This is a genomic window from Curtobacterium sp. MCPF17_002 (genome assembly GCF_003234115.2).
In the GTDB taxonomy this organism is placed as follows: domain Bacteria; phylum Actinomycetota; class Actinomycetes; order Actinomycetales; family Microbacteriaceae; genus Curtobacterium.
This window is the reverse complement of record NZ_CP126251.1, coordinates 656,174-668,020: the sequence shown is the minus strand read 5'-3', so window position 1 is coordinate 668,020 and position 11,847 is coordinate 656,174. Positions and strand designations below refer to the sequence as shown.

Annotated in this window: 13 protein-coding genes; 6 read left to right on the top strand and 7 right to left on the bottom strand. The window is 70.9% G+C overall.

Annotated features, from left to right (window positions below):
* Window positions 1-5: 5 nt before the first annotated feature.
* Together DEJ28_RS03235 and DEJ28_RS03230 are read right to left on the bottom strand one after the other, a co-directional pair.
* Window positions 6-1,646 (bottom strand): DHA2 family efflux MFS transporter permease subunit, encoded by a 1,641-nt coding sequence (locus tag DEJ28_RS03235; RefSeq protein WP_111115833.1) that lies wholly within the window; start codon window positions 1,644-1,646, stop codon window positions 6-8.
* The gene (locus DEJ28_RS03230; RefSeq protein WP_111115834.1) at window positions 1,643-2,251 is read right to left on the bottom strand and encodes a PadR family transcriptional regulator; all 609 of its coding nucleotides are present in this window, start codon (window positions 2,249-2,251) and stop codon (window positions 1,643-1,645) included. Before DEJ28_RS03230 ends, DEJ28_RS03235 begins: the two co-directional genes overlap by 4 nt.
* A 189-nt stretch (window positions 2,252-2,440) precedes the next feature.
* Between DEJ28_RS03230 and purS the strand changes: the two genes are divergently transcribed.
* The 4 genes from purS to DEJ28_RS03210 are packed head-to-tail and all read left to right on the top strand — an operon-like array spanning window position 2,441 to window position 6,747.
* Window positions 2,441-2,692 (top strand): phosphoribosylformylglycinamidine synthase subunit PurS, encoded by a 252-nt coding sequence (gene purS, locus DEJ28_RS03225; RefSeq protein ID WP_111115835.1) that lies wholly within the window; start codon window positions 2,441-2,443, stop codon window positions 2,690-2,692.
* 5 nt (window positions 2,693-2,697) lie between these two features.
* The gene (purQ, locus tag DEJ28_RS03220) at window positions 2,698-3,393 is read left to right on the top strand and encodes a phosphoribosylformylglycinamidine synthase subunit PurQ (RefSeq protein WP_111115897.1); all 696 of its coding nucleotides are present in this window, start codon (window positions 2,698-2,700) and stop codon (window positions 3,391-3,393) included.
* A gap of 34 nt (window positions 3,394-3,427) precedes the next feature.
* Window positions 3,428-5,809: a phosphoribosylformylglycinamidine synthase subunit PurL gene (gene purL / locus DEJ28_RS03215; RefSeq protein WP_258368082.1), complete on the top strand. Its 2,382-nt coding sequence runs from the start codon at window positions 3,428-3,430 to the stop codon at window positions 5,807-5,809.
* Between the two features lie 17 nt (window positions 5,810-5,826).
* Window positions 5,827-6,747, top strand: coding sequence for a 2-hydroxyacid dehydrogenase (locus DEJ28_RS03210; RefSeq protein ID WP_111115837.1), 921 nt, complete (start codon window positions 5,827-5,829; stop codon window positions 6,745-6,747).
* Window positions 6,748-6,816: 69 nt separating this feature from the next.
* Here the strand turns inward: DEJ28_RS03210 and DEJ28_RS03205 are convergent, their stop codons facing one another.
* Together DEJ28_RS03205 and DEJ28_RS03200 are read right to left on the bottom strand one after the other, a co-directional pair.
* Window positions 6,817-7,893 carry a lactonase family protein gene (locus tag DEJ28_RS03205; RefSeq protein ID WP_111115838.1) on the bottom strand — a complete coding sequence of 359 codons (1,077 nt, stop codon included), beginning with the start codon at window positions 7,891-7,893 and terminating at the stop codon, window positions 6,817-6,819.
* Window positions 7,890-8,213, bottom strand: coding sequence for a chorismate mutase (locus DEJ28_RS03200; protein ID WP_111115839.1), 324 nt, complete (start codon window positions 8,211-8,213; stop codon window positions 7,890-7,892). The genes DEJ28_RS03205 and DEJ28_RS03200 overlap by 4 nt, the downstream gene beginning before the upstream one ends.
* 101 nt (window positions 8,214-8,314) lie before the next feature.
* Here DEJ28_RS03200 and DEJ28_RS03195 point away from each other — a divergent pair, with 101 nt between their 5' ends.
* A complete protein-coding gene (locus tag DEJ28_RS03195) occupies window positions 8,315-8,719 on the top strand; it encodes a DUF1304 domain-containing protein (protein ID WP_181433729.1) in 405 nt (134 codons plus the stop codon).
* Between the two features lie 171 nt (window positions 8,720-8,890).
* Here the strand turns inward: DEJ28_RS03195 and DEJ28_RS03190 are convergent, their stop codons facing one another.
* A complete protein-coding gene (locus tag DEJ28_RS03190; RefSeq protein WP_258368083.1) occupies window positions 8,891-9,898 on the bottom strand; it encodes an iron-siderophore ABC transporter substrate-binding protein in 1,008 nt (335 codons plus the stop codon).
* 56 nt (window positions 9,899-9,954) lie between these two features.
* On the opposite strand from DEJ28_RS03190, the gene DEJ28_RS03185 reads away from it, so the two are divergent.
* Entirely contained in the window at window positions 9,955-10,821 is an 867-nt protein-coding gene (locus DEJ28_RS03185; protein WP_111115840.1) for a shikimate dehydrogenase family protein, read from the top strand.
* 89 nt (window positions 10,822-10,910) lie between these two features.
* Here the strand turns inward: DEJ28_RS03185 and DEJ28_RS03180 are convergent, their stop codons facing one another.
* Window positions 10,911-11,297, bottom strand: coding sequence for a YchJ family protein (locus tag DEJ28_RS03180; protein ID WP_111115841.1), 387 nt, complete (start codon window positions 11,295-11,297; stop codon window positions 10,911-10,913).
* Between the two features lie 9 nt (window positions 11,298-11,306).
* The gene (locus DEJ28_RS03175) at window positions 11,307-11,732 is read right to left on the bottom strand and encodes an organic hydroperoxide resistance protein (protein ID WP_111115842.1); all 426 of its coding nucleotides are present in this window, start codon (window positions 11,730-11,732) and stop codon (window positions 11,307-11,309) included.
* Window positions 11,733-11,847 lie beyond the last annotated feature (115 nt).

Sequence of the window (11,847 nt, the reverse complement as noted above, 5' to 3'; positions counted from 1 at the left end):
GCTGCCTAGGCGTCCGCGTGCTTGCCGTGGTGGTCGATCGCGGCCAGCTCGTCCTCGGCGGTGGCCGGAGCGGCAGCCGCAGCGTGCACGCCGTGCTCGGGGGCGGGAGCCCCCTCGGCGTCGGGCTGCGTCGCGACCGAGCCGGTCTGCTGCCAGGCGACGGTCTGCTTCGGCTTCGCGAGGAACAGCGCCGCGACGATCGCGATGACGAGCACCACGGCCGGCAGGACGAGCGCCTGTCCCATGGCGGTCGCGAACGGCTGCAGCAGGAGGTCCGGCAGGCCGCCGATCTGCTGCTCGGCGCCGGCCGACGACGCGCCACCCGACGCACCGCCCGACTGCGCCGGGAAGTTCGCGGTGATGCGCGACTCGATCAGCGCGGCGATGCCGGCCGAGCCGAGCACCGCACCGATCTGCCGGGTGGTGTTGTAGACGCCGGAGCCGGCACCGGCCAGGCGCGGCGAGAGGTTCCGCGTCGCCGAGACGGACAGCGGGCCCCACATGCAGGCGTTGGCGAGGCCGAGGAGCGCGCTCGGCAGGAGCACCCAGCCCCAGTCCGCACCGGAGGCCAGCAGCGCGCCGAACCAGAACAGCCCGGCCGAGAAGCAGGCGAGCCCGAACGACGCGACCCAGCGCGGGTTCCAGACGGTGAGCTTCTTGCCGATGAACGGCGCGAGGCCCGCGGAGATCACGGCCTGCGGCACGAGGAGCAGCGCGGCACCGGTCGGCGAGAACTTCTCGACGTCCTGCGCCCAGAGCATGATCGGGAGCGCGAACGACGAGATCGCGACACCGACGGCCGTGATCGCGATGTTCGCCAGTGTGAAGTTGCGGTCCTTGAACAGACCGAGCGGCAGCAGCGGCTCACCCTTCTGCACGCCCTGCCAGACGACGAAGGCGACGAGCACCACGATGCCGGCGATGATGAGCGACCACACGGTGATGGGGCCCGTGATGGTGCCCCAGTCGTAGGTCTCGCCCTCCTGGATGCCGAAGACGAGCAGGAACAGGCCGGCGGCGGAGAGCACGATGCCGAGGTAGTCGAAGCGGTGTCCGTGGCGCTCGAACTTCGGCACGAAGCGCTGCGCGAGGATGAACGCGACGACGCCGACGGGGACGTTCACGATGAAGATCCACTCCCAGCCGAAGCCGTCGACGAGCAGGCCGCCGAGGATCGGACCGACGAGCGAGGCGACACCGGCGGTGGCACCCCAGAGGCCCATCGCCGCACCGCGGTTCTGCGGCGGGAACATGCGCGTGATGACGGACATGGTCTGCGGCGTCATCATGGCCGCACCGAGACCCTGCACGACGCGGGCGACGATGAGCATCTCGATCGAGCCGGACAGGCCGCACCAGAGGCTGGCGAGCGTGAAGACCACGAGCCCGGTCTGGTAGAGCACCTTCGGGCCGAAGCGGTCGCCGAGCCGGCCGGTGATGAGGAGCGGCACGGCGTACGCGAGCAGGTACGCGCTCGTCACCCAGATGACGGCGTTGATGTCGGCGTCGAGCTTCTGGGCGATGGTGGGCGTCGCGACGGACACGATGGTCGAGTCGACGAGGATCATGAAGAAGCCGACGACGAGCGCCCACAGGGCGGGCCACGGCTTCTTGTCGGTCGTCCGCGGAGGCGTGACGGTGGTCATCGAGTGGTTTCCTTGCTGTTCGTGGGGGTCTGCTGCGGGACGGCCGGGCCGTCCCAGGGGATGTCGCCACGCGCGATGCGGTCGACCGTGGCGCGGAGCCACTCGATCTGTGCGCCGAGCATCGCACGCACGTACGACACGTCGAGCCAGAAGCGGTCGGACAGCTCCTTCTCGCGCACGCGGGCGATCGCGTCGTCGTACTCGTCGCGCTCCTGTTCGAGCGCGACGATCCGGGCCCGGACGGCATCGACCGCCTCGTCCCTCGGGAGGTTCTCGAGCACGGACAGCGCCAGGTGGAACTCCGGGTACTCGTCCGCGGGTTCGGCCACCATGCGGCGCAGGCCCTCGGCGAGCGCCGCGCGTCCGGTGTCGGTGATCGTGTAGGTCGTCCGTTCCGGGCGGTTGCCGTCGCGGTCGGTGCCGACGACCTCGGCCAGGCCGAGCTCGGCCAGCCGGCCGACCTGGTGGTACAGGGTGCCGGGCCGCACCTTGACGTTCCGTTCCTCCTGGCGGTGGACCATCGTCTGGAACATCTCGTACGGGTGCATCGGGGCCTCGTTGAGGAGGTCGAGCGCGGCGAACGCGAGGGGCGTGAGCGACGCCATCCGTGCCTCCAGGCCTGGTCGATGCGGCAGTCTTCCGACTGGACTATTCGAGTTGGAATATACCGCTTGGAACAAACGTGAGCAAACGCACAGCGGACACCGCCCTGGAGGCCCGGGGCGGTCCCGGCGTGTCGCGCGACCCGTAGACTGGTCGCGTCCCACCCACCCCCCAAGTGCTGGAGTGAACACGTGCCAACGATCGTCGTCGAGGTCATGCCGAAGGCCGAGATCCTCGACCCCCAGGGCAAGGCGGTGGGCAACGCCCTCGCCCGTCTCGGCAAGGCCGACCTGACCAACGTCCGCATCGGCAAGCGCTTCGAGGTGTCCGTCGACGGCCCGGTCGACGACGCGAAGCTCGCCGAGGTCCGCGACATCGCGGCCGACGTCTTCTCCAACGCGGTCATCGAGGACGTCGTGTCCGTGACCGTGGAAGGCCAGTGAGCCGGATGCGCATCGGCGTCATCACCTTCCCCGGCTCCCTCGACGACCGTGACGCCCAGCGCGCGGTCCGTCTCGCCGGTGCCGAGCCCGTCGCGCTGTGGCACGGCGACCACGACCTCCAGGGCGTCGACGCCATCGTGCTGCCGGGTGGGTTCTCCTACGGCGACTACCTCCGCGCCGGCGCCATCGCCGCGAAGGCCCCGATCATGGCGGAGGTCATCGACGTCGCCGGCAAGGGCATGCCCGTCCTCGGCATCTGCAACGGCTTCCAGATGCTCGCCGAGGCACGACTCGTCCCCGGCGCGCACACCCGCAACGCCCACCAGCAGTTCATCCGGCGCGACCAGAAGCTCCGCGTCGAGACGACCGGCACCGCGTGGACCTCGGGCTTCACGGCCCAGCAGGAGATCACCATCCCGCTGAAGAACGCCGACGGCCGCTTCGTGGCGGACGCCGACGAGATCAAGCGCATCGAGGACAACGGCCAGGTGGTGTTCCGCTACGTCGGCGTGAACCCGAACGGGTCGATCGACGACATCGCCGGCGTCTCGAACGAGCGCGGCAACGTCGTGGGGCTCATGCCGCACCCCGAGCACGCGACGGAGCCCGGGTTCGGCCCGGACACCGCCGCGGCGATGGCCTCCGGCACGGACGGCCTCACCTTCTTCACGTCCGTGATCGAGCACGCGCTCGTCAAGTGACCTCGCTCGTCAAGTGACAGGAACCGACACCACCGTGACCACTCCCGTGCGCCCGAAGCCCGACACCGTGCAGGACGCGGCGGCCACTCCCGACAAGGACCAGCCGTACGAGGCACTCGGGCTCAAGGCCGACGAGTACGCCAAGATCCGCGAGATCCTCGGTCGCCGCCCCACCTCGGGCGAGCTGGCCATGTACTCGGTGATGTGGTCCGAGCACTGCTCGTACAAGTCGTCGAAGAACTACCTGCGGCAGTTCGGCAAGAAGGTCACGCCGGAGATGACGAAGAACCTCATGGTCGGCATGGGCGAGAACGCCGGTGTGGTCGACGTGGGCAACGGCTGGGCGGTGACCTTCAAGGTCGAGTCGCACAACCACCCCTCCTACGTCGAGCCCTACCAGGGCGCGGCCACGGGTGTCGGCGGCATCGTCCGCGACATCATCTCGATGGGTGCCCGTCCGGTCGCCGTGATGGACCAGCTCCGCTTCGGCGCGATCGACCACGAGGACACGGCGCGCGTCGTGCACGGCGTCGTCGGTGGCATCTCGTTCTACGGCAACTGCCTCGGCCTGCCGAACATCGGCGGCGAGACCTACTTCGACTCCGTGTACCAGGGCAACCCGCTGGTCAACGCCCTCGCGGTCGGTGTCCTCCGTCACGAGGACCTGCACCTCGCCAACGCCTCCGGCGCCGGCAACAAGGTCGTCCTCTTCGGCGCCCGCACGGGTGGCGACGGCATCGGCGGCGCGTCGATCCTGGCATCCGACACCTTCACCGAGGGCGGCCCGACCAAGCGCCCCGCGGTCCAGGTCGGCGACCCCTTCGCCGAGAAGGTCCTCATCGAGTGCTGCCTCGAGCTGTTCCGCGAGAAGCTGGTCGAGGGCATCCAGGACCTCGGTGCCGCGGGCATCTCCTGCGCCACCTCGGAGCTCGCCTCCAACGGCGACGGCGGCATGCGCATCTCGCTCGACGACGTCCTGCTCCGCGACCCCACGCTCACCGCCGAGGAGATCCTCATGTCGGAGAGCCAGGAGCGCATGATGGCGGTCGTCCGCCCCGAGAAGCTCGACGAGTTCCTGGCCGTCGTCGGCAAGTGGGAAGTCGAGACCAGCGTCCTCGGCGAGGTCACCGGCACCGGCCGGCTCGTCATCGACTGGCAGGGCGAGGAGATCGTCAACGTCGACCCGCGCACCGTCGCCGTCGACGGACCGGTCTACGACCGCCCGGTCGCCTACCCGACCTGGATCGACGCCCTGCAGGCGGACGGCGCCGACTCGCTCGAGCGCCCCGAGACCGGGCCCGCGCTGAAGGCACAGTTCCTGCAGCTGCTCGGCTCGCCGAACCTGGCGTCGAAGAACTGGGTGACGAACCAGTACGACACCTACGTGCTCGGCAACACCGCACTCTCGTTCCCCGACGACGGCGGCATGATCCGCGTCGACGAGGAGACCGGGCTCGGCGTCACCATCGCGACGGACGCGAACGGCCGGTACTGCCAGCTCGACCCGAAGCAGGGCGCTCGTCTCGCGCTGGCCGAGGCGTACCGCAACGTCGCCGTCACCGGTGCCGTCCCCGCCGCCGTCACCGACTGCCTGAACTTCGGCTCCCCGGAGAACCCCGAGGTCATGTGGCAGTTCTCCGAAGCCGTCGAAGGCCTCGCGGACGGCTGCATGGAGCTCGGGATCCCGGTGACCGGCGGCAACGTGTCGTTCTACAACCAGACCGGCTCGACCCCGATCCACCCGACCCCGGTCGTCGGTGTGCTCGGTGTCATCGACGACGTCGCGCTCCGCGTGCCGTCCGGCTGGCAGGACGACGGACACAACATCTACCTGCTCGGCACGACGTCGCTCGAGCTGGACGGTTCGGCCTGGGCGGGCACCGTGCACGACCACCTCGGCGGTCGCCCGCCGGCGGTGGACCTCGGGCGCGAGAAGGCCCTCGCGGAGCTCCTGCACGCTGCGGCGGGTGAGCAGCTCCTGACGAGCGCGCACGACCTGGCGGACGGCGGCCTCGGCCAGTCCCTCGCCGAGTCGGTGCTCCGGTTCGGGCTGGGTGCCCGCGTCGTACTCGACGAGTTGCAGGCCCGCGACGGAGTGGACACCGCGACCGCGCTGTTCTCCGAGTCGACCGGTCGCGTCATCGTGACCGTCCGGCGCGAGGACGACGTCCGCTTCCAGGGTCTCTGCGACGGCCGCGGGTTCCCCGTGCTCCGCATCGGCGTCACCGACGCCGCGTCCGGGTCGCTCGAGGTCCAGGGTGCGTTCGAGGCGACGCTCGACGAGCTGCGCGGCACCCACGCTGCGACGCTGCCGAGCCGCTTCGGGGACGTGATCGTCGAGGACGTCATCGAGGGCTACGTGGGCCGCGGCCCGCTCGACTCCGACGGCGCGTTCTCGCCCCGTACGGACTCCTGACACCGGACGCCAGCACGATGCCCATCGTGACGCTGCCCTTCGCCGAGCTCGTCGACCGGTTCGGTCCCGTGCCGGACGGCGTGGAGTTGGACGTGTGGGACGTCGAGGAGCCCTACACGCGCCCCGACGACGTCGCCATCGCGTTCCTGCCGTTCTACTTCGGTGGACGGCACCGCTGGCAGTACGTCCACGACCTGCCCAACCTGCAGCTCCTGCAGCTGCCGAGTGCCGGGTACGAGCACGCGGTCCCGCACGTGCCCGGCCACGCGCAGCTCGCGAACGGACGCGGCATCCACGACGACGAGACGGCGGAGCTCGCGGTCGGGCTCGCACTGACCTCGCTGCGTGAGCTCGGGGCGTTCCAGGCCGACCGTGCGAACGGCATCTGGGACGCGCGGACCACCCGTTCCCTGGCCGACCGCCGCGTGACCGTCGTCGGCTACGGGGCGATCGGTTCCGCCATCGCGACGCGGTTCGAGGCGTTCCGCACCGACGTCACCGTGGTGGCACGGACCGCCCGCGAGCAGGACGGCCGGCAGGTGCACGCGTTCGGCGAGCTGCCCGGACTGGCACGGACGACCGACGTGCTCGTGCTCATCGCACCGCTGACCGACGAGACCGAGCGCCTCGTCGACGCCGACCTCCTCGCAGCACTGCCGGACGGCGCCCTCGTGGTGAACGTCGCCCGAGGCCGGGTCGTCGACACCGATGCGCTGGTGGCGGAGCTGCAGTCCGGACGGCTCTCAGCGGCGCTCGACGTCACCGATCCCGAGCCGCTCCCGGCGGGTCACCCGCTCTGGACGACGCCGAACACGGTGCTGACGCCGCACGTCGGCGGCAACACGGACCTCAGCGTGCCGAGGTCGATCGAGCTCGTGCGCCGTCAGGTGTCCGCGTTGGTCGAGGGTCGCCCGTTCGAGAACGTCATCGAGGCCTGACGGAGCGGCCAGGCGCGTCCGTCGGCCCGTCGGCCCGTCGGCCCGTCGGCTCGTCGGCTCGTCGGCTCCTCAGAGCGGGATGATGCAGGTCGGCGTCCCGACCGGGATCTGCGCCACGGCTTCGCCGGGGACCCCGTCGTCACCCACGGGCAGGACGGCGATCGCGTCGGACATCTGGTTCGCGACGAGCACGAACCCGGGCACCCGCGCGAAGTGCCGCGGCCAGACACCGCCGGACGGGGCAGAGCCGACGAGCGCGAGCCCGCCGTCCGCGGCGTCGAGCACGACGATGCGGTCCCGCCCGCGGACCGCGACGAACACGAGCCCTCGGTCGTCGACCTCGATGTGACTGAGCAGTGACGCGCCGACCTCACCGTCGAAGGTCGCAGCCGATGCGACGGTGACTAACGACCCGGACGCGTCGCGGTGGAGCCGGTGCACGTGTCCGTCCAGCTCGCCCGCGAGGATGAGGTCGCCGTCGTGCCACGCCATGTGCCGCGGACCGACGCCCGGCGCGACGTGGTGCACGCGGACCGGTTCGATCGAGGGTGCGTCGGTGATCCGGTACTCGTGGAGGGCGTCGGCGCCGAGGTCTGCGACGAGCACCGTGCCGTCGGGCGTTGCGATGGACTGGTGCGCGTGCGGGCCCTCTTGCCGGTCCTCGACCGGGCCGCTCGCCCGGGGCAGGCGTTCGGTGACGAACGACGTCTCGGGGACCCGGATCTGCCGGGCGCTGCCGTGCGTCCCGACGACACCGTCACCGGCGAGGACGGACGCGGCGTACGACTCCGCAGCCGCGAGCGACACCGCGGTGACGGTCCCGGAGACGTAGTTCGTGACGACGAGGGTGCCCGACGGGTCGACCCGCACGTGGCACGGGGCGTCCCCGCCGGCCGGTGCCTCCCAGAGGTGTTCGAGCACGGCACCGTCGCGGCGGAAGGCGGAGATGCTGCCCTCGACCGTCTCGGACACGGCGTAGACGCGGTCGCCGGAGACCGCGAGGAACGACGGGTCGTCGATGACCGCGACGGTCCGGACGTCGGGGGCCGCTGCGTCGCCGCCCGAGACGACCGAGATGCCCGTCGCGTTGCCGCCGCCGGTCGCCGTGTACGAGCCGACGAGGAGCATCGGCAGCGTCGCGCTCACTCGTCGCCGCCGGCGATCTGCTCGTGGTGGTGGATGACCTCGGCGACGATGAAGTTGAGGAACTTCTCGGCGAAGGCCGGATCGAGGTGCGACTCGGCGGCGAGCGACCGGAGGCGTGCGACCTGGATCTGCTCGCGTCCGGGGTCGGCGGCCGGCATGCCCGCGGCTGCCTTGAGGTACCCGACCCGCTGCGTGTACTTGAAACGCTCCGCGAGCATGTGGATCACGGCGGCGTCGATGTTGTCGATGCTCTGCCGGATGCTGCGCAGTTCGGCGACGGCCGCCTCGTCGTACTCGGGCGTGGTGTCGTCGTCGCTCATGCCCCGAGCCTAACGGCCGAGGCTGGCCGACCGGTGTCGGTTACGCGCGCCGAACCTGGGTGGAACCTGAGCACGACTTCGGAACTGCGAGAATGGAGGTCATGTCGGTGCTGCTCGTCCTCTCGTGCGTGTTCGCGGTCCTCGCGGACCTGGTGCACGTGTACATCTTCTTCCTCGAGTCCGTGGCGTGGACGAGCCCCCGGGTCCGGCGGATCTTCGGGCTGACCTCGGAGGCCGAGGTGCAGGCCACGCGGTCGATGGCGTTCAACCAGGGGTTCTACAACCTGTTCCTCGCCATCGGCGCGATCCTCGGTGTCGTGCTGGCGTTCGCGGGCAACGGCGCGAGCGGCTGGACGCTGGTCGTCTTCTCGACGGCGTGCATGCTCGGTGCCGCCGTGGTCCTCGCCGGGACGGGGCGCCGGTACCTCAACTCCGCGTTCGTGCAGGGCTCGTTCCCGCTGATCGCCCTGCTCTTCGCGTTCCTCGGATCGACGTTCGGCGTCTGACCGCCGCGCGCAACCTGCGCGTGCCCCGCACGTTCTGTCCCATCACGCGCGCAGTGGGATGCAGAAACGCGCATAGGAGGCCGGAATTCCCGACCTCCTATGCGCGATTCAGCACCCTACGAGCGAAACGGCCCCCTACGAGCGGATCAGCACCCGAGCCCCCGGGGTGGGTCAGCCGAGCTTCGCGGCGAACTCGTCCGGCAGCTTCTCCAGCGCCCACTCGATCGCGGCAGTGGTGCCCATCGAGAACGCTGACGAGACGTCCTTGTCGTCGAACACGATGTAGTGGCCGGCCTCGACCGACGGCACCTTCTGGAACAGCGGGTCCGCCTCGGCCTTCGACGCGTCGACGTAGATCGGCAGGATGGTCGTGAGGTCCGCGTTCAGCAGGTCGAGGTTCTCGTCGGAGAGGTGCACCGAGAACGCCTTGCCGGCCTGCTCGTCGATGGCCTTCGGGATCGTGAACCCGAGGTTCCGCATGAACGTCGAGCGGCTGTCGGTGGAGGCGTAGGCCCCGAACCCGTCGGCTGTGTAGGCACCGACGACGGCGGACTTGCCCTCGAACTCGGGGTGCGCCTTGCGGGCGGCGGCGTAGGCGTCGTCGAGGCCGGAGAGCAGCTTCTTGCCCTGCGACTCCTTGCCGAGCGCCTTCGCGATCATCGTGGTCTGCTGTGTGGTCGACGCGAGGTAGTTCTCGCCGCCCTTCGGGATCGCCACGGTCGGGGCGATCGCGGACAGCTTCGCGTAGCGGTCCTTGTCCCCCGAGGACTTCACGTCGAGGATGACGTCCGGCTTGAGCTTGAGGATGTCCTCGTAGCTCGGCTCGAGCGTCTGGATGATCTTCGGCGACTTCGTGTACGCACCCTTCAGCCACGGCCCGACGCCGTCGCCGCCGAACGCGAGCCAGTCGCTCGCACCGACGGGCTGCACGCCGAGTTCGAGCGCGGTCTCGGCGTCACCCCAGCCGAGGGCGACGACGCGCTTCGGCTGCACGTCGATCTTCGTGGTGCCGAGCGCCGTCGTGATCGACACCGGGAACTGGCCGCCGTCGGAGGACGACGCGGACGAGGAGGTGTCGGACGCGGAGCCGGAGGCACACCCGGCGAGGACGAGGGACGCTGCGACGACGGCGCCGGCAGCGGCGAGGACGCGTCGGAGGCGGTGGGGAGTACGGATCACGAAGGGTAGCCTAACCTAAGGGAGCGGCTCGGACGGCCTGGCTAGGCTGACTCACCGTGTCGTACCTCGATCCCGACCGCACCCGTCTGGCGGTGCTCGGCTCCCCCATCGCGCACTCGCTCTCGCCCACGCTGCACGCAGCGGCCTACGACGTGCTCGGGGTGCCGTTCCGGTATGGGAGGCACGAGGTCGCGTCCGGCGGACTGGAACCGTTCATCGCGGGGCTGGGTGGGGAATGGCGCGGCCTGAGCCTGACCATGCCGCTGAAGCGCGAGGTCCTGCCGCTGCTCGACCGGACCACACCACTCGTCGACGAACTCGGTGTCGCCAACACCATCGCGTTCCGGCAGTCGGGCGACCGCGTGCTCCGGTACGGCGCCAACACCGACGTCGAGGGGCTCGTCCGCCCCGTCGAGGCCCTCGGCCACCTGCCCGGCGAGGCGACGATCCTCGGTGGCGGGGCGACCGCCGTGAGCGCGCTGACCGCGGCGGTCCGTCTCGGTGCCGCGCTCGTCCGGGTGTTCGTCCGTGACACCGCGCGGACCGGACCCCTGGTCGACCTGGCCGTCCGCCTCGGTGTCACGCTCGAGGTGCTCCCGCTCACGGAGCTGCCGGGCACCCGCCACGGCTTCGTCGTGTCGACCCTGCCCGGTGGCGCCGCCGACGCACTGGACCTCGGGCCGTCGGGCGACGACGCCGTGCTGTTCGACGTGGCCTACGAGCCGTGGCCGACGGCGATCGCCTCGCGGTGGGCGGACTCCGGCGGTCGCGTGCTGAACGGCCTCGACATGCTCACCGAGCAGGCGATCGGGCAGATCCGCTTCTTCCTGACCGGCGACCAGGACGAGCTCCTGCCCGCCGAGGCCGACGTGCGGAGGGCGATGCGCGCCTCCGTGGGCCTGCCCCCGGTCATCGGAGCCTGACCCGATCGCACGCCGTGCCGACCGGCCGCCGGCACGACCGGCCACCGTGCCGACCGGCCGCCGTCCCGACCCGCCGCCGCTCCGACCCGTCAGGCGACCGTCCCGTCGACGTAGAACCAGCGACCCTGCTCGCGCACGAACTCGCTCGTCTCCTCGAGCGTGCCCCGGTCGTCGTCGGAACGCCACCACGCGCGGAAGGCGACCGTGCCCCGGGAGTCGAACGGGCCTCCAGAGCTCGTCGCCAGGATGTCCAACCGGGTCCAGCGCTGGTCCGCGTCCAACTCGAGGACCGGCGGTCGCGTCTGCGGGTGCCAGGTGAGCAGCAGGTACTCCGGCAGGCCGAGCGCGAAGGCGCTGAACCGCGAGCGCATCAGCCGTTCCGCGGTCGGGGCGGCAGCCCCCGCGTGCAGAGGGCCGCAGCACTCGCCGTAGGGGTTCCCGCTCAGGCAGGGGCAGCGCGACTCGTCGGTGACCACGCCGGAACGCTAGTCGACGATGGACAGCGCGACGGTGATGTTGCCGCGGGTGGCGTTCGAGTACGGGCAGATCTCGTGCGCGCGCTCGGCGAGACGCTGCCGCTGCTCGGGCTGGGCGGATGGTGCGTACACGTCGAGCTCGACCGCGAGGCCGAACCCGCCCTGCCCGTCGCCGCCGATGCCGACCTCGGCCGAGACCTCGGCGTCCTTGGTGTCGATGCCGAGCTCCTTGCCGGCGGCGTGCAGGGCTCCGAGGAAGCACGCGGCGTACCCGGCGGCGAAGAGCTGCTCGGGGTTGGTGCCCTCGCCGCTCCCGCCCATCTCCTTCGGCGGACGGGTGTCGAGGTCGAGGCGGTCGTCCTCGGTGCGCACGTGGCCGTCGCGGCCTCCGCCAGTGGCGTGGGCGGCTGCGGTGTAGACGATGTCGAGACTCATGGTGCGAGCGCATCGCGCCTTCCTGGGCGAGTGCTGGACCGCGGCGGAACGGCGGGCCGGGCAGCGTCCGCCGTCGGGCGAGGTCGGGCGTGTCCGTTCCGGCGCTCGGTGAGAG

Excerpts from the sequence above, each read along its gene's own strand:
- purQ (WP_111115897.1), top strand. The coding sequence starts at position 2,698 with ATGCGCATCGGCGTCATCACCTTCCCCGGCTCCCTCGACGACCGTGAC.
- DEJ28_RS03210 (WP_111115837.1), top strand. The coding sequence starts at position 5,827 with ATGCCCATCGTGACGCTGCCCTTCGCCGAGCTCGTCGACCGGTTCGGT.
- DEJ28_RS03200 (WP_111115839.1), bottom strand. The coding sequence starts at position 8,213 with ATGAGCGACGACGACACCACGCCCGAGTACGACGAGGCGGCCGTCGCC.
- DEJ28_RS03195 (WP_181433729.1), top strand. The coding sequence starts at position 8,315 with ATGTCGGTGCTGCTCGTCCTCTCGTGCGTGTTCGCGGTCCTCGCGGAC.
- DEJ28_RS03175 (WP_111115842.1), bottom strand. The coding sequence starts at position 11,732 with ATGAGTCTCGACATCGTCTACACCGCAGCCGCCCACGCCACTGGCGGA.
- DEJ28_RS03230 (WP_111115834.1), bottom strand. The coding sequence starts at position 2,251 with ATGGCGTCGCTCACGCCCCTCGCGTTCGCCGCGCTCGACCTCCTCAAC.
- DEJ28_RS03235 (WP_111115833.1), bottom strand. The coding sequence starts at position 1,646 with ATGACCACCGTCACGCCTCCGCGGACGACCGACAAGAAGCCGTGGCCC.